At 73.5% G+C, this 15,123-nt stretch carries 16 protein-coding genes; all 16 read left to right on the top strand.

What is annotated here, in order from left to right; genetic code table 11:
• The first annotated feature begins 22 nt into the window (after nucleotides 1–22).
• The 16 genes from AC0IZJ_RS13090 to AC0IZJ_RS13165 all read left to right on the top strand — a co-directional run bounded on the left by AC0IZJ_RS13090 (nucleotide 23) and on the right by AC0IZJ_RS13165 (nucleotide 15,115).
• Nucleotides 23–874: a hypothetical protein gene (locus AC0IZJ_RS13090; RefSeq protein ID WP_471850347.1), complete on the top strand. Its 852-nt coding sequence runs from the start codon at nucleotides 23–25 to the stop codon at nucleotides 872–874.
• The gene (locus AC0IZJ_RS13095; RefSeq protein ID WP_471850349.1) at nucleotides 871–2,271 is read left to right on the top strand and encodes a phage tail sheath C-terminal domain-containing protein; all 1,401 of its coding nucleotides are present in this window, start codon (nucleotides 871–873) and stop codon (nucleotides 2,269–2,271) included. Before AC0IZJ_RS13090 ends, AC0IZJ_RS13095 begins: the two co-directional genes overlap by 4 nt.
• Before the next feature lie 13 nt (nucleotides 2,272–2,284).
• Nucleotides 2,285–2,788 carry a phage tail tube protein gene (locus AC0IZJ_RS13100; RefSeq protein ID WP_471850351.1) on the top strand — a complete coding sequence of 168 codons (504 nt, stop codon included), beginning with the start codon at nucleotides 2,285–2,287 and terminating at the stop codon, nucleotides 2,786–2,788.
• On the top strand, nucleotides 2,785–3,252 hold the full coding sequence (locus AC0IZJ_RS13105) for a hypothetical protein (protein WP_471850352.1): 468 nt from the start codon (nucleotides 2,785–2,787) through the stop codon (nucleotides 3,250–3,252). Before AC0IZJ_RS13100 ends, AC0IZJ_RS13105 begins: the two co-directional genes overlap by 4 nt.
• A gap of 1 nt (nucleotide 3,253) precedes the next feature.
• Complete coding sequence (locus AC0IZJ_RS13110; protein WP_471850354.1) at nucleotides 3,254–4,264, top strand: hypothetical protein; 1,011 nt, start codon at nucleotides 3,254–3,256, stop codon at nucleotides 4,262–4,264.
• On the top strand, nucleotides 4,261–5,217 hold the full coding sequence (locus AC0IZJ_RS13115; protein ID WP_471850355.1) for a hypothetical protein: 957 nt from the start codon (nucleotides 4,261–4,263) through the stop codon (nucleotides 5,215–5,217). The genes AC0IZJ_RS13110 and AC0IZJ_RS13115 overlap by 4 nt, the downstream gene beginning before the upstream one ends.
• Nucleotides 5,214–5,864, top strand: coding sequence for a hypothetical protein (locus AC0IZJ_RS13120; RefSeq protein ID WP_471850357.1), 651 nt, complete (start codon nucleotides 5,214–5,216; stop codon nucleotides 5,862–5,864). Before AC0IZJ_RS13115 ends, AC0IZJ_RS13120 begins: the two co-directional genes overlap by 4 nt.
• A gap of 5 nt (nucleotides 5,865–5,869) precedes the next feature.
• On the top strand, nucleotides 5,870–6,205 hold the full coding sequence (locus AC0IZJ_RS13125; protein WP_471850359.1) for a hypothetical protein: 336 nt from the start codon (nucleotides 5,870–5,872) through the stop codon (nucleotides 6,203–6,205).
• Nucleotides 6,202–6,675, top strand: coding sequence for a GPW/gp25 family protein (locus AC0IZJ_RS13130; RefSeq protein WP_471850360.1), 474 nt, complete (start codon nucleotides 6,202–6,204; stop codon nucleotides 6,673–6,675). Before AC0IZJ_RS13125 ends, AC0IZJ_RS13130 begins: the two co-directional genes overlap by 4 nt.
• Nucleotides 6,672–8,495 carry a baseplate J/gp47 family protein gene (locus AC0IZJ_RS13135; RefSeq protein WP_471850362.1) on the top strand — a complete coding sequence of 608 codons (1,824 nt, stop codon included), beginning with the start codon at nucleotides 6,672–6,674 and terminating at the stop codon, nucleotides 8,493–8,495. The genes AC0IZJ_RS13130 and AC0IZJ_RS13135 overlap by 4 nt, the downstream gene beginning before the upstream one ends.
• Before the next feature lie 73 nt (nucleotides 8,496–8,568).
• The gene (locus tag AC0IZJ_RS13140) at nucleotides 8,569–10,104 is read left to right on the top strand and encodes a hypothetical protein (RefSeq protein ID WP_471850364.1); all 1,536 of its coding nucleotides are present in this window, start codon (nucleotides 8,569–8,571) and stop codon (nucleotides 10,102–10,104) included.
• A gap of 26 nt (nucleotides 10,105–10,130) precedes the next feature.
• On the top strand, nucleotides 10,131–10,850 hold the full coding sequence (locus AC0IZJ_RS13145) for a PASTA domain-containing protein (RefSeq protein WP_471850366.1): 720 nt from the start codon (nucleotides 10,131–10,133) through the stop codon (nucleotides 10,848–10,850).
• Nucleotides 10,851–10,853: 3 nt separating this feature from the next.
• Nucleotides 10,854–11,354, top strand: coding sequence for a hypothetical protein (locus AC0IZJ_RS13150; RefSeq protein WP_471850368.1), 501 nt, complete (start codon nucleotides 10,854–10,856; stop codon nucleotides 11,352–11,354).
• A 10-nt stretch (nucleotides 11,355–11,364) separates the two neighbouring features.
• On the top strand, nucleotides 11,365–12,981 hold the full coding sequence (locus AC0IZJ_RS13155; protein ID WP_471850370.1) for a hypothetical protein: 1,617 nt from the start codon (nucleotides 11,365–11,367) through the stop codon (nucleotides 12,979–12,981).
• Nucleotides 12,978–14,864, top strand: a complete 1,887-nt coding sequence (locus AC0IZJ_RS13160) for a collagen-like domain-containing protein (RefSeq protein WP_471850372.1) — start codon at nucleotides 12,978–12,980, stop codon at nucleotides 14,862–14,864. Before AC0IZJ_RS13155 ends, AC0IZJ_RS13160 begins: the two co-directional genes overlap by 4 nt.
• Before the next feature lie 11 nt (nucleotides 14,865–14,875).
• The gene (locus tag AC0IZJ_RS13165) at nucleotides 14,876–15,115 is read left to right on the top strand and encodes a hypothetical protein (protein WP_471850374.1); all 240 of its coding nucleotides are present in this window, start codon (nucleotides 14,876–14,878) and stop codon (nucleotides 15,113–15,115) included.
• Nucleotides 15,116–15,123 lie beyond the last annotated feature (8 nt).

A 15,123-nucleotide genomic window follows, 5' to 3' on the forward strand; every position in this document is an offset into this window, starting at 1 on the left:
GCGGCCTGAACGACTGACCACCATGCTGCTGCACCGCCTCATCGACGCCGTCGCCGCCCGCCTGACCGCGGCGCTGCCCACCGTCAACATCGGCAGCGCCATGCCGCGCGCCGTGGCCGACCTGCCGGCCATCGTGCTGAGCGTCGCCGAGGCCGAGTCGCTGGGTGCCGGCGTGGGCGCACAGCCGCTCGGCCTCACCACCGGCGCGCTGCAGCTGCAGACCAGCATTTCCTTGACCAATCCGGTGCTGGTGTTCCCTGACGAGACGGTCGAGCTGCTCAGCGCCGACCGGCGCACGCTGCAGCTGCCGCATGGCCCGCTGGTGGACCCGGACGGTGGCGACATCGGCCCGCTCGCACCCGCCGCGGTGGTGCTGCGCCGCGGCAACGTGACCTTCACGCTGGTGGACGGCGTGCCCGGGGCGGGCGAGGTGCAGGTCGACCGCACGACGGCAATAGCCACCTTCGGCTCGGCGCTGGCCGCCACCGGCACGCTGCAGGCCAGCTACTTCATCGGCCAGTGGGAGAGCGACAGCGTGCGCCTGCTCGCCACGTTGCAAGCCGACGTGTTCGCCGTCGGCGCCGCCGCGCTGGATGCGCTCTGCCGCCTGCTGGCCAGCACGATGGAAGGCCACGGCATCGCCGGCCTGTCGCAGCTGGAGCCCAGCGCCTGGGGCGCCATGGCGGCGCCCACCGTGCCCGGCGCGCCGGGTGGCAACACGCTCACGCGCAGCATCCGCTGGCGCTGCAAGTTCGAGTACGCCGACCCGCGCATCGTCACCGGCGGCGGGCCGATCCAAAGCATCGCGGTGACGCTGACCCCGCACGCAGGCGCGCAGCCCGAGACCTTCACCCTCGACAAGGAAGCAACATGAGCGAAGCCATCGCCGAGATGATCCTCCCATCCACCTACATCGAGGTGAGGGCCGAAGGCCTGATCGGTGTCGGCTCCATCGCCACCGGCAACATCGGCATCGTCGGCACCGCCGCGCGCGGGCCGGTGGGCGAGGTCGTCGCCCTGGGCGGCTACAGCGACGCGCTGGACGCCTTCGGCCTCTACGACGCGCTGGCCGCGCCGCGGCTGGCCGGCAACCCCTTGTCGCTGGTGCGCACGCTGGAGCAGGCCTTCGCCGGCGGCGCGCGCTCCGTCTATGCAGTGCGCATCGCCAACGGCACGCCGGTCACGGCCACGGCCGACATCCGAACCGCCGGTGACGCCGCCGGCTTCACGATGACCGCCAGGGACGCCGGCAGCTGGGCCAACGGCATCCGCTACACGCTGACGCAGGCCGCCGCCGCCGACCCCTGGGTGTTGAAGCTGGCCATCGCCAACACCAAGGAAGAATTCAGCGGCGCCACCACCGCCGACCTGCATGCCGCACTGGCCGCCAGCACGCTGGTCACCGTGGGCGCGCTGTCCAACGGCGCCGCTGCACCGGTATCGGTGGCGGCAAGCACACCGCTGGCGGGCGGCACCGACGGCGCCAATGTCAGCGCCGCCGACCTGGCCGCCGGCCTGGCGCTGCTGGCCGACCAGCCGGTCAACATCGTGCTGGTGGCCGGCTTCGGCGCCGACCAGGCCAAGGGCGCCATCGGCGCCCACCTGGAGGCGACCGAGAACGAGGGCCGCGAGCGCATCGCCGTGCTGGGCGCCAAGAGCGCGGCGCTGGCGGACGTCGAGGCCGACATCGCCACGCTCAACGACGACCGCATCGTGCTCGTCGCCCCCGGGCTGAAGGCCACCGACGCCGCCGACGGCAAGGCCGTGGAGCTGCCGCCCAGCTACCTGGCCGCCGTGGTGGCCGGCAAGCTGGCCACGCTGGCGCCGCACATCAGCCTGACCAACAAGACGCTGCCCATCGACGGCCTGCTCGGCGCCTACAACACCACCAACTACAAGAAGCTGCTGCAGGCCCGCGTGCTGCTGGTGCGGCAGAAGTTCGGCTTCCAGGTGGTCAAGGGCATCACGACCGAAAACGCGGCGTTCACGCAGATCAGCGTGCGCCGCATCGTCGACTACGCCAAGGCCGGCGTGCGCCTGGGCAGCGACCCCTACATCGGCCGCCTCAACAACGCCCGCGTGCGCGCCGCGCTCAAGGCCACGCTCGACGGCTTCCTGAGCCAGATGGTGGTCGACGAGATGCTCGTCGGCTACCAGCTGGACGTGTCCGCCACCCGCGCGCAGGAGATCCGCGGCATCTGCGCCGTCACGATGACGCTGATGCCCACGTTCAGCATCGACTTCATCCGCGTCACGATGAACCTGCAGTGAGGAGCGAACCAACATGCCCAACACCCACACCTTCACCGGCCTGGACGGCTCCATCAGCGTGGCCGTGGAAGCCGGCCCCGAGGGCGATGCCGCCAAGGGCATCGCCGAGACCTACCAGCTCACACCCATCGGCCGCGCCACCGGCGTGACGGTGCGCGTGGTCAGCGAGATCCGGCCCTTCCACGAGATCGGTCAGCGCTACGCCACGGAGCTGCGCTCCGGCAACGTCAACATCACCGGCACGATAGGCCGCGCCCACGTCAACGGCGCGCTGCTGCGGCTGATGCTGGGCGAAGGCGGCGCCGGCACACGCCCAGCCGGCGGCTTCGTCAGCCCGACGTTCAACCTCAGCCTGCGAATGGAGAACGCCGCCTTCCCCGGCAACAGCGCCACCGTCACGGTGCACGGCGTCAAGCTGGACGGCTGGAGCTTCTCCATGCCCGAGGACGACTTCGTCATGGAAGAGGTCACGTTCAAGGGCCTGTGGGTCGCGGCTGAAGACGCGGCGGCGGCATGAGCTTAAGCGCCGAAGACCTGCTGCTAGCGGGCGGCGCCACGCACCGCGTGGCCGTGCCGGCGCGCGTGCTGGACCCGGCCGCGCCGGCCGATACGCCGCCCGGCGAGGTGGTGTTGCGCCCGCTGCGGCTGGCGGAGCTGGCGCGCATCGCCAAGGCCGCCAGGGACGACGGCCATCTCACCGGCGTGTTGATGGTGCAGCAGGCGCTGGTGGAGCCGGCGATCAGCGTCGAGCAAGCCAACCGTCTGCATGCCGGCCTGGTGCAGCACCTGCTGCTGGAGGTCAACCGCATCAGCGGCCTGGCCATCAGTGCCGACGAGCTGGAGCAGGCCGTGCAGGCCCCGCTGGCCAAGGCCTGCTTCACGCTGGCGCGCGAGTTCGGCTGGACCGCCGAGCAGTGCGCCAACCTCAGCGTCGGCCAGGTGCTGCTGTACCTGGAAATGGCCGCCCGCGAGCGGCGCTGACATGAAGAACGCCACCCGCCCGCTGAAGCTGCTGCTGGACCGCCTGGCCGGCGCGCGCTGGGCGCCGCTGGCCGCGCCGGTGGACGGCGTGCTGGCGGCGCCCGACCTGCAGCTGGCGGCGTTCTCGCCCGACCCGTTCGCATCCCTGCAGCGCGACGCGGTGGCGGCCGAGGCCGTGGCGGAGCATGGCGCGGCGCCGCGCTCACGCCGTCCTGCGGCAAGCCCCGGCACCGCTGCGCGCCTGCCACGGCAGCCGCCGGCTGCGGCGGGGTTGCCACCACATCACTCTCAGCCAACTGAAGGGGCAACGCTGACCGATGCCCCGCGCTGGCGCCCGCGCCCGGCTGCGCCCGGCCTGGTCGAGCGCGTGCCCATGCCCTGGCCGGCCTTGCCAAAGGCGCGTGAAGCCAGCGGTGTCCCGGCATTGGAAGCCGCGGCGGTGCAGGCGCTGGTCGCCCGCTTCGCGACGGCGGCCGACGCGCCGCTGCTGGACAGCGCCCAGCTGCGCTCGCTGGCCGCCCCCCGGGTCGCGAAGACACCGTCGGCGGCATCGGCTGAGGCCCCACAGTCCGCAAGGCAAGCCTTGCCGGTACCGGTGCCGCTGCGCCATGCACTGGCGGAACCTGCCGCTGGCGCAGCCATCGCGCGACGGCCCCTGCCCGAACCGCCGGTGAACGCCGACGCCGCACGCCCGGACGCCACCGCGCTGCCTGCACCGCGCGGCCGCGCTTCGGCACTGGCCGAACTGCTGCAGCGTTGGCCCGGCGCGCAGTCCGCCGGCGGCGATGCGCCGCCACCGCCCGCCGACTTCATGCCGCCGCAGGCCGCCGAGTTCGCCCCCATGCCGTCGGCGCCTGGCACGCCGCTGTCGTTTGCCGACCTGCCCGCCGCCTTCGGCACCGACCTGCCCCGCCCGCAGGCCGTGGTCAGCGATCTGCAATTCACGCGCACGCTCGAACGCGTGCTGCTGGCCGAGGTGCGGCGGCAAGGCCTGGAGCCCGACGCGTCATGAGCCGCTTCACGCCCGCGGCGCGCATCACCCTCGACGGCCAAGCGCTGACCGCGCCCGAGGCCGCGCTGTTGCGCGCCGAGGTCACGCTGGGCCTGGGCCCGGCGCACGACCGCTGCTGGCTTGAGCTGCATGCGCTGTCACGCAACGTGCCCTCGCCCGGCGGCCAGGTGGCCTTGGCGCTGGGCTTCGACGGCGCACCCGAGGACGTGTTCACCGGCACCGCCGTGCGTGTGGAACGCCGCCCGCAGGGTGCCTGGGTCGAATGCTTCGCGCCGTCGTGGAAGCTGGCGCAGCGCCGCGCCGCTCAGGCCTGGGTGGGCCAGGGCGCGACGCAGATCGTCAACGACATGCTGGGAGATGCCGGCGTCGATGCCGGCACCGTGGGCGCCGACCTCGATGTGGCGGTCTTCCATGCCGACGACCGTCGCTCGCGCTGGGCCCATCTCGTGCGGCTGGCCCAGCTGGCGGGCTGCGACGTGGCCAGCACCCCCGTCGGCGCGCTGGACGTGCGCCCGCCCAGGACCGGCCCCGCCAGCGCCACGCTGCGCCGCGGCGCCGAGCTCATCGCCTGGCGCGCTGCGGCCGTCGAGGCCGGCCCGGCCGTGCCACCGACAGGCCCTGCCGGTGCGGCCAGCGAGGCCGGCGCGGAGCAATGGCATCTGCCACTGGCCTCACCCGCTGGCGACACGCCGGAGCGCGAGGCCTTTGTCAGCGGCGCACTGCGCGACCGCAACAGCGTGCGCAGCGCCAGCCAGGCCCTGACTGACGCCGCCGCGCGCCGCACCGTGCAGGGCGAGGCGCTGTGCTGGGGCCAGCCCAAGCTGCGCCCGGGCGACCTCATCACGCTGGCCGACCTGCCCGACGGCGACATCGACGCCCGCGTCATCGCCGTCACCCAGGTGCTGGACGCCGACGGCTTCGCGACCTGGATTGATTTCGAGGGTGCAGCATGAGCCGCATCGTGCCCGCGATCCGCGCCATCGTGCGCGACCAGCTCGACGCCCATCGCGGGCTGGAGCTGGGCGTCGTCACGCAGCTGTTCAGCAACGACGGCGGTGGCGGCGAGCACCACCTGTCCGTCAATGTGCGGCTCAACAACTCGGCGCTGGAGCTTCAGCAGGTGCCCGTGTCCGCCGGCCGGCCAGGCCTGTCGGCGCTGCCGCGCGAAGGCAGCCTGGTGGTGGTGGGCTTCATCAACGGCGACCTGGACCAGGCGGTGCTGCTGGGCATGCTGCACGACAGCGCCACGCCGCCGCCCGACGCCAAGGCCGCCGAGCTGGTCTACAAGGTGCCCGACGACGCCGACGATGCCCTGCGCCGCCTGCACATCGAACTGCCCAGCGGCCACACGATGACGCTCAAGGACAGCGAGCTGACGATCACGCTGGGCAGCAGCAAGGTCAGCATCGCCGCAGACGGCGCGATCACGATAGAAGCCGGCGGCGACATGACGCTGAAGGCGGCCGGGGCACTGAGCCTGGAAGGCGGCAGCGGCGCGACGCTAAAAGCCCCTAACGTCACCGTGCAGGGCGACGCCTCGGCCACGCTGAAGGGCGGCAGCGTCTCCATCGCCGGCACCACTTCTTTCAATCCTGCGTGACACCCATGCCTGGAAGCCCCGTCTCCATCGGCTGCAACGTGATGCTCTCGCCCGGCGCGGCGGGGCCGCCGGACACGGGCGTCATCGTCGCCGTCATGCAGACGGCCGCGATGGCCGGCGGCATGCCTCTGGCCACGGCCGGCAGCATCTGCCAGATGATCAATTCGGTCAGCGGCGTGCCCTACCCGCTGCCCATCCCGCCCAGCGGCGTCAGCACCGGCGTGACCATCGCCGGGCAGGGCCTAGTGCGCATGGGCGACAAGATCCCGGCCGGCCCGGGCATCCTGACCATCCTGGGCCCGCCGGCGGCACCGTGGATCACCGACGGGAACGCGCCATGAAGCCGCCGCGTGCCGACCTCGACGTGCTGATGCAGCGCCTGGGCCGCGACCTGGGGCTGGTGTTCGGCGGTGCCTCGGGCTGGTGGGAAGAGGGCGACCTGGACGTGCAGCGCAAGCCCGGCCTGAAGGACGTGGCCGTCGTCTCTGACCTGGCCGCCGCCGACCAGCTGCTGATCACCCGCCTGAAGACCCAGCAGGGCGAGCTGGCCGCTCTAGGCCACCCCGAGTACGGCTCGCGCCACCACACGCTGATCGGCGAACCCAACAACCAGCGCACCCGCCACCTCATCAAGCTGCACGTGCTGGAGTGCCTGGGCCACGAGCCGCGCATCGACCGCGTGCTGGACTGTCAGGTGCTGCCCGACCCCGGCAACCGCAGCGCCGTGCGCATCACTGCCACGGTGCGCCTCATCGACCACGACGACCCGCGCAATCTGGTGGTGCCGTTCAGCCTGGAGACCAATGCATGAGCTTCGCGGCCGAGCCGTATGGCGTGTTCGTCGACGACCTGCTGAGTTCGCTGACCGGCGGCGTAGTGCGCGAGGAGTTCGCCTACCTGCCCGAACGCGCGCCGTTCAAGCTGGGCCTGGGCGCCGACGCGCTGCCGGCCAGCGTGCGCCTGCACGGGCTGGTGGACGGCGACTATCACCGCTTCATGCCCGGCACCGACCTCGACGTCAGCGACGAGGGCGTGCTGGCCTGGCGCCTGCAGCCCGACGGCCTGCCGCTGCCCGGCGTCGCCCTGCCCGACCTGGGCAGCCGCTTCTGGGTCAGCTATGAGCGCCGCCCCGGCACCGTGCCGGCGCCGCGCCTGACCGACCGTAACCCCGGCTCGGTGGTGCGCACGCTGGCCGAGTCGTTCGCGCGGGAATACGCGGTGCTGTCGCGCCAGCTCGAATCGGTCTACGAGGCCGCCTTCATCGACACCGCCGAAGGGCGCGACCTGGACCAGCTCGGCGCCCTCGTCGGCGTGCCGCGGCGCATGCGCAGCGCCGCCACCGGCGACGTGGTGTTCAGCCGCAGCACGCCGGCGCCGGCAGACATCGCCATCCCCGCCGGCACACGCATCAGCTCGGCCGAGGTGCCGCCGGTGACGGTCGAGACGCGCGACGACCGCACGCTGCGCGCCGGGGCGCTGTCGGTCTCGGTGCCGGTCACGGCGCTGGTTGACGGCCCGACCGGCGCGGCGCGCGCTGGCACGCTGACCGTCATCCACCGGCCCATCCTCGGCATCGCCGCGGCGGTGAACCCGCAGGACCTGGGCTTTGCCGGCGCGGCCGAGACCGACGAGGCGCTGCGCCGCCGCATGTCACGCGCGCTGGAAACCGGCGGCGCGGCCACGCCCGGCGCCATCGTCGGCGCGCTGACGGCCATCGCCGGCATCCGCTCGCAGGACGTGCTGGTGGCCGAGGACCACGTCTCTGCGCCCGGCACCATCACCATCACCATCGCCGCCGACCTGGACGCCGCCCACGCCCGCGAGGCGCTGGAGGCCATCCACCGCGTGCGCCCTGCCGGCGTTCGCGTCGTGCACAACCTCGTCGTGCCGGAGGAGGCCGAGATCGGCATAGGCCCGGGGGCGGGGCAGGACCCGGCCGAGATCACGCCCGCGCCGGTGCCGGTGTCGGAAGACGTGTGGTTCGACGTCGGCATGAAGGTGGTCGTCACGCCGGCCGGGGCCAGCCTGGACGCTGCTGCCAAGCAGGCGCTGTCGGCGGCCGTGCAGGCCGCGCTGGATGCGGCTATCGACGAACTGGGCATCGGCGGCGTGGTCGTCTACAACCGCCTGGTAGCAGCGGCGATGGCGGTCGACGGCGTGCAGGACATCTCCTTCGAGCTGTTTCCCTGGTCCACCGGCCTGGCCGACGGGGACCGACGTGGCCGCACCAATCTGATGACGCCGGCCACCCGCCGCGCGCGCTTGGCCGTCGCGGGCTTCGAGCTGACGATGCGCGGCGCGCTGGTGGCGCTGGACATCACGCTGGAGGTCGAGCGCCACGGCCTGTACGCCGCGCGCGACGCCGGCGCCGAACTGGGCCGCGTGCGCGGCGACCTGCTGGCCCGCCTGGGCGCGGCGCTGGCGGCCAGCGCAGTGGACATCACGCCCGCTGCGCTGCTGGGCATGCTGCCCGACCAGGAGGACTACCACGTCGGCACCGCCACCTACCGCGCCGAGTTCATGGACGAAGGGCTGAAAACCATCGCCCAGGACATGACGCTGGACCTGGACGCCAGCCAGCAACCCTGGATCCGCAGCCTGGCGGTGACCGAGCAGACGGTGTCGGCATGAGCGCTGCGCCGGGCCGCCCCAAGCAAGCTCGCTCCCGCTGGGCGGGACAGGCCGCAGGCCGAAGGGTGCATCAATGAACGTCTCCACGCGCGCCGCCACCATCCTGTCGCGCTTCCCACGCCACCTGGCGCTGGACGCGCCCGGCACGCTGTTCGGCGATGTCGTGGACGGCCTGGCCGGCCACCTGGACCGCATGCTGGCCGACCTGGGCCGCATCCGCCGCGCGCACCGCCTGCCGCAGGCCGAGGAGCGCACCGACCTGCTGCTGCTGGCCGCGCTGCACGCCATGCGCGCCGACCTGCTGGAGCCGGTGCGCCTGCGCGTGGCGGCGGCGCTGGCAGCGGCCGACGCGCTGGGCGGCGACACGACAACCCAGGCCGCGGCGCTGGCCAGCCTGCCCGACCTGCTGGCGCTGGCACCCGAGGCCTGGCCGGCCGCGGCGGGCGAGAGCGACGCCGCCGTGCTCGCGCGCATGGCCGAGGCAACAGCCGCGCTGGGCCTCAACGCGGCGCTGGTCGATGCGCAGCGCCGCGTCGTCATCGACCTCATCGCCGTGCATCGCGAAGGCAACGGCAGCTGCGGCGCGCTGCTGCGCGGCGCGGCGGCGCTGCTGGGCCTGCAGCCGGGCCGGCTGCGCCGCAGCAGCGACGACTTCTGGCATCTGCTGGACGCGACCGAGCGCCTGCGCCCGGCCGGCGCGCCCACGCCACGCATCGACCTGCTGGCGCTGGAAGAAAACCCCGAGGAGGACGTCGACATCGAGCCCGTGCCGCGTCGCCACCGCGATCTCTTCACGGTGGAGCGGCTGGGCTTCGGGCCGGTGCCCTGCGACACCATCGTCGTTGCGCGCGAGGACCGCTGCATCTGGCCCATGGTGGTCGACGTGGGCCTGGGCCACGCCGTCGTCTACGCCGGCCGGATCGACGACGGGCAGGAGTTGCGCTGGCGCTCATCGGGCATCGTCGAGCTGGACGGCACGGACGTCAGCAACCTGGCGTTCAGCATCGACGGCGGCGTGTTCGCGGATGAGGCGGCCTCCGTGCCCGGCATCGATTTCGTCTTCGCCGACGCGGCGGCCGAAGACGCCTTCGGCGACCGCGCCGCCCGCTTCGGCGTCTGCAAACCCGTGGCCACGGCGTTGGACGCGCCGCTGCCGCACGGCGGCGGCCTGACGCCGCCGATCACGCTGAGGGTGGGCACGACGCGGCTGCGCTTCTTCGTGCGCGAGGCCGTCTTCGCCAGCGAAGGGCAGGACACGCAGCCCGTGTTCGCCGCCGGCTTCTGGGACGGCTCTCTGGCCGCCGATGCCGCCGACCAGCCCGCCGCCAACGTCGGCTTCGCCTGGCGCGAGCGCCAACCCTACACCTGCACGCTGTGGCTGCCGCGCCGCTTCTCCGTGCTGGACGTCGACGGCGAGACGCCGCTGCGCGAACGCATACGCCTGGCGCTGGACCGCCTGCGGCCGGCCGGCATCTACCTCGGCGTGGATTACGCCGACGACCTGTGGACCCTGGGTGAAGGCGTGCTGCGCGACATCGCCAGCGCCGAGCCCGAGGGTCTGATCATCCACGGCACCCGCGTCGCGGTGCCGGCGCCCGTCACCGTCTGAATGCACCACACAAGGCAGGACCGACCATGAGCATCCCCAAGCCGGCCCTCGTTCAGGCCGAACCCGGTCGCCCGGTCACCGCGCAGGCCTGGAACGCGATCATCGTCGCCGTCGATGCGCTCTACGACGCCGTCAACGCGCTCGGCGGCAACGCCGTGGCGGTGACCGTCACCGCCGCCGGCCAGCCACGGCCCGACGCGCGCGTGGTGGCAGTGCCGGCAGGCGGCGGGCGCGCCATTGCGGCCATAGCGCCCTTCCCGGGCCAGACCGCCCACCAGCTCGCCGGCCTGACCGACGGCACCTGGAGCCTGAAGATCAGCGCCGCCGGCTGCGCCGATGTCAGCGTCGACGTTTCCGTGCCGGCAGCCACCACGGCCAGCGTGGCGCTCACGGTCACGCAGAAGACCATGCCCGACCTGTTCGGGCGCAGCGTGCTGCAGGCGCTGTCCACGCTGGCGGCGGCCGGGCTGACGCTGGACAACATCCTCGACACCTCGGGAGAGACGGTGCCCAAGGCCAACCCGCCGACGCGTTTCCAGACCGCCGTCGTGCTGGTGCAGCAGCCACCGCCCGGCGCCCTCGTGCCCGCCGGCAACGCCCAGGTGCGGCTGGTCGTCAGCGCGGAGCTGGAGACGCCCAACGTCACCGTGCCCAACCTCACCGGCCTGACGCAATCCGAAGCCGCCGCCGCGCTGGCCAAGGTCGGTCTCAAGCTCGGCACCACCCTCGTCAAGAAGGACAACTGAACCATGGCCACCATCAATACCAACTTCGGCCTCTCGGCGGTCAAGGTCGTCGGGGACAGCAAGGCCAGCGCGTTCGCGGTGCGCAAGTCCGCCCTCGTCAAGGAGGTGGTGATCGACGAGGCCAAGATCGGTCCCATCGAGGCCATCTACCAGTCGCCACGCGTGCTGTCGCAGACCCCCAAGGCGGGCACGCAGGCGGTGCGCGGCGCGGTCGTCAACGTCGTCTTCGGCAATGGCCGCAGCCTGCTGGCGGATGTCGTCGTCGGCGCCACGGCCCAGTTCAAGGGCCGCCAGCTGGGCACGATCTATGACGAGCTCGTCAAGGACGACCTCACCGTCAACGCGCTGATGGAGAAGTACGCCGATGCCGGCAAGCTGAGCGACGCGGAACAGGCGCAGTTCACGCGCAGCCTGGCGGCCAAGGGCGTTGAGGTGGGCGAGGACGTCGACGGTGTCATGAGCGTGCTGGGCGCCGCTCAGACCTTCAACGCCGAAGCCGACTGAGCCGGACCCCATGGCCACAGGCGTCGTCGGCATGGAGGTGGGCTGGGGCACCGGCGTGGTGTACGAGACCGTGCCGCTTGTCCTCGTCTCCCTGTTCAAGCTGGGCGACGTGGAAACCCAGCGTACGGCCACGCTGCCGGCCGATGCGGTGGTCACGTCGGCCAGCGCGGCCATCACCGTTCGCGAAGCCAGCAGCATCACGATCGGCCGCGTGGCCCAGGTGCGCCAGGGCCAGAGCGGCCAGACCGTGGTGCTGGACTTCGGCGCGCTGCGCACCGTTTCGTCGCTGGGGCTGCCGCCGGGCAAGACGCTGCTGGACGTGCGCAAATGGGCCGGCGACGGCTTCACCTACATGGCCGACGGCATCCCGTCCGGCGGCACCACCGGCTTCGTCAGCTTTGCCGAGGTGCAGACCGAAAGGCTGGAGCTGACCTTCTCGGCCAATGTCAACGCCACCGACCTGGCCGACAAGACCATCGAGATGCCCGGCCTGCCGACCGACCTGCGGCTGGAGGTGAACGGCGTCACCGTCTGGTCGCGCCCCGGCCCCGCCCGCCTGACCGTACCCGACGTCGGCGGCACCGCCGAGTACAGCGTCAGCGTGCCGCTGGCGGCCGAGTTGCAGGCCGCGCTGGCGCGGGGGCCCGATCCAGTCGTCACGCTGCGCTCGGCGACGCCGTGCGAAATGGGGCTGGCGCTGTCCATCGCCTTCGTGCGCGCCCATGTCGTCGCCCTGCCGCCCTCGGGCCTGGTACTGGGCGCCGACACCGAAGCCGAACTCGACGCTGCGTTGCCGCTGCCGGCCGATGCCGGCGCCTGGCTGGTGCGCCAGGTGGACCTCACGTTGTCCGGCCGGCTGCCCTCGTGGCGCGCCTGGCCCGTGCCCGACGGCCCCGAGAACACCGATGCGCGCCTGGTGCTGGACCCCGGCCACAGCTATGCCGCGCGCCTGCCTGCTGGCTGGCTCGCGCCGCTGGCCGACGTGACCGGCGTGCGGCTGCCGCTGCTGCTGCCGGCCGGCTTCGGTGGCGCCGAGATCGCCGCCGTGCTCTACCAGGGTGACCTGGAACAACCCGCGCAAGCCGTGCCGGGCGCGCGTTTCCTGCCCGCCGACGTGGCGGCCGACCCGGCCGGCGGCCTGCGCTGGGTAGCGATCGCGCTCGCCAAGCCGGTGAAGACCAAGCCCGGGGCCACCTGGTGGGTGGAGTTGGCCTGCACGCGCGGCAGCTGCGACTGGCCCATGACCCAGGCCATCGATGACACCGGCCCCGACAGCGTGCGCCTGCGCCGCAGCCTGCCCGGCCCGCCGTTCCGGCCGCTGGCAGTGCGGGCACGCCGTGGCGCCAACGCCGTGGTGCCCTGCGGCCGGCTGCACCTGCTGGGCACGCCGCGCAGCGACGACCTGCGCCCGGCCGTGGTGCCGCTGCTGGCCGGCAGCGGCGCGCCCCAGGTGGCGGCGGGCGTCACGCCGTCGGCCTCCACCGGCACCGTGACGCTGACGCCCACCCTCGCCGCCACCGCAGCGCGCGGCGAGATTGCCGGCAACGCGCTGCAGCTGCGGCTGCGCCTGCACACCGCCGGGCAAGTGACCATCAACGCTGCCACCGTCTACTACCAGAAGCCATGACCACCGATGCCCACACCTTGTTCCGCGACGGCATGCGTGTGGTGCCGGCCCACCTCACACACCTTCAGCAAAGCCTCGCCCAGGCCGTGCTGGACCTGCGCACGGCGCTGGGCCTGGGCCGCATCGCCTGGGGCCTGAAGTTGAGCGCTGGCGATGGCGGCATCACGCTGTCGCCCGGCGTCGCCTTCACCGCTGCCGGCATTCGGCTGGAGCTGCCCACCGAGCTGCCGCTGACGCTGCCCGAAGGCCCCGGCCCATGGTCGGTGGTGGTGGCCGGGGAGAACACCGACGAGCCCACGCTGCGCCTGGACGAGCAGCCCACGCTGGTCCGTACGCAGACCCGGGTGGCGCTGCAAGGCCTGGAGGTGGCGGTGCCGCCGGACGCCATTGCCATCGGTCGCATCGAGCGCGCCGAGGCCGGTGCCGCCGCGACCCAGGCGCCAGCCCTCTGGCTCGTGCCCGCCGGCCATGGCCACAGCGGCGATTTCTACCAGGACGACGCCGGCCGCTGGCGCTATGACGGCGAAGGCAGCACGGGCACGGCCGGCCCAGCCGGCCCACCCGGGCCTGCGGGTGCCGACGGCGCCGCGGGCCCGCCAGGGGAACCCGGAGCACCTGGAGCGCCCGGCGCGGACGGCGCCAGCGGTGAAAGGGGCGCGACTGGTGACGCCGGCCCGCCCGGCGCGACAGGCGAGGCAGGTCCGGCCGGGCCGGCGGGCGAACCCGGTCCTCCCGGCCCTGCTGGTGAAGCAGGCCCACCAGGCGCCGCAGGCGAGAACGGTCCACCGGGTCCGACGGGCGACGCGGGCCCGCCCGGCCCGGCGGGTGAGGCCGGCCCGACTGGCCCGGCCGGCGAAGCTGGCCCGCCTGGCGCTGCGGGCGAGAACGGCCCACCGGGTCCGACCGGCGACGCAGGTCCGCCCGGCCCGGCGGGTGAGACCGGCCCGGCTGGCCCGGCTGGCGAAGCTGGCCCGCCCGGCGCTACGGGCGAGAACGGCCCACCGGGTCCGACCGGCGACGCAGGTCCGCCCGGCCCGGCGGGTGAGACTGGCCCGGCTGGCCCGGCCGGCGAAGCTGGCCCGCCCGGTGCTGCGGGCGAGACCGGCCCACGGGGTGCGGCTGGCGATGCAGGCCCGCCCGGCCCGACGGGTGAAGCCGGCGCGCCGGGCGCCGCAGGCGAGATCGGTCCACGGGGCCCCGCAGGAGACGCAGGCCCGCCTGGCCCGGCAGGCGAGGCCGGTCGACCCGGCGCGGCGGGGGAAATCGGTCCCGCCGGCCCGGCGGGTGAGACCGGCCCTGCCGGGAGAGCGGGTACCAGGGGGCCGGCGGGCGAAACCGGCCCTGCGGGTCCGCCTGGGCCGGCTGGACCATCCGGCCCGGCCGGTGCGACTGGCACGGCCGGCGCGCCAGGCGCCGCCGGCCCGCGTGGCCCGGCCGGCCCGGGCCTGGACCCCAAGCTCGGCCGCCTGACCCAGTTCGTGCCTGCCGAGTCGGCAGTCACCATCGCCAGCCTCTTTGCGATCTTCCAGGAGCGCGGCCTGCAGCTGACGTTCTCGGTGAACCTCGACCCCAACCACGTCAAGCTGCATGGCGCCACGCTCGTGGAGGCCTGGGCGATCTCCGGCAACGGCAGCAGCCGGCTCGTCAGCGGCGTGGCCGATGTGTCCGCCAACGTGCTGCGCTGGCGCGCCGACGGCGCTGGTGCCGACGCGCTGAAGAGCATGCTGTCCAACGGCGGCACGCTGCGGTTGCGCGTCGACGGCGACCGCCTCCAGGACGTCGACAAGCGCCCCGTCGCCTGCACGCTGGTGGCGCTGAACTTCCCCACGCTGCTGGTGCCGGCCGGCGGCCAGCTGCATCTGCGTTGGCCCGTGCAGGGCTGAGGAGAGTTGCCATGCCCGATCCCGAAGAAGGCGAAAGCGAAACCAGCGGCGCGCAGCAGCGCCAGGCCTGGTTCCTGGGCCAGCGGGCCGTCGCCATGACGCCCAAGGACCCGGCCAAGGACGTGGAAGACGAGATCGCCCTGCCAGACCCGGTGGACCCGTCCGAGCAGTTGCCCGGCACGCCGCCGTCGCTGGCCGACCAGATGCGCGAGTACCGCCTGCGCCTGCAGAACGCGGCCGACGGCGGCTGAGGCTGAGC

Source organism: Roseateles sp. AC306, assembly GCF_979253795.1.

What these genes read in the sequence shown, in the direction of transcription:
- AC0IZJ_RS13090 (WP_471850347.1), top strand. Translation starts at nt 23, where the DNA reads ATGCTGCTGCACCGCCTCATCGACGCCGTCGCCGCCCGCCTGACCGCG.
- AC0IZJ_RS13095 (WP_471850349.1), top strand. Translation starts at nt 871, where the DNA reads ATGAGCGAAGCCATCGCCGAGATGATCCTCCCATCCACCTACATCGAG.
- AC0IZJ_RS13100 (WP_471850351.1), top strand. Translation starts at nt 2,285, where the DNA reads ATGCCCAACACCCACACCTTCACCGGCCTGGACGGCTCCATCAGCGTG.
- AC0IZJ_RS13105 (WP_471850352.1), top strand. Translation starts at nt 2,785, where the DNA reads ATGAGCTTAAGCGCCGAAGACCTGCTGCTAGCGGGCGGCGCCACGCAC.
- AC0IZJ_RS13110 (WP_471850354.1), top strand. Translation starts at nt 3,254, where the DNA reads ATGAAGAACGCCACCCGCCCGCTGAAGCTGCTGCTGGACCGCCTGGCC.
- AC0IZJ_RS13115 (WP_471850355.1), top strand. Translation starts at nt 4,261, where the DNA reads ATGAGCCGCTTCACGCCCGCGGCGCGCATCACCCTCGACGGCCAAGCG.
- AC0IZJ_RS13120 (WP_471850357.1), top strand. Translation starts at nt 5,214, where the DNA reads ATGAGCCGCATCGTGCCCGCGATCCGCGCCATCGTGCGCGACCAGCTC.
- AC0IZJ_RS13125 (WP_471850359.1), top strand. Translation starts at nt 5,870, where the DNA reads ATGCCTGGAAGCCCCGTCTCCATCGGCTGCAACGTGATGCTCTCGCCC.
- AC0IZJ_RS13130 (WP_471850360.1), top strand. Translation starts at nt 6,202, where the DNA reads ATGAAGCCGCCGCGTGCCGACCTCGACGTGCTGATGCAGCGCCTGGGC.
- AC0IZJ_RS13135 (WP_471850362.1), top strand. Translation starts at nt 6,672, where the DNA reads ATGAGCTTCGCGGCCGAGCCGTATGGCGTGTTCGTCGACGACCTGCTG.
- AC0IZJ_RS13140 (WP_471850364.1), top strand. Translation starts at nt 8,569, where the DNA reads ATGAACGTCTCCACGCGCGCCGCCACCATCCTGTCGCGCTTCCCACGC.
- AC0IZJ_RS13145 (WP_471850366.1), top strand. Translation starts at nt 10,131, where the DNA reads ATGAGCATCCCCAAGCCGGCCCTCGTTCAGGCCGAACCCGGTCGCCCG.
- AC0IZJ_RS13150 (WP_471850368.1), top strand. Translation starts at nt 10,854, where the DNA reads ATGGCCACCATCAATACCAACTTCGGCCTCTCGGCGGTCAAGGTCGTC.
- AC0IZJ_RS13155 (WP_471850370.1), top strand. Translation starts at nt 11,365, where the DNA reads ATGGCCACAGGCGTCGTCGGCATGGAGGTGGGCTGGGGCACCGGCGTG.
- AC0IZJ_RS13160 (WP_471850372.1), top strand. Translation starts at nt 12,978, where the DNA reads ATGACCACCGATGCCCACACCTTGTTCCGCGACGGCATGCGTGTGGTG.
- AC0IZJ_RS13165 (WP_471850374.1), top strand. Translation starts at nt 14,876, where the DNA reads ATGCCCGATCCCGAAGAAGGCGAAAGCGAAACCAGCGGCGCGCAGCAG.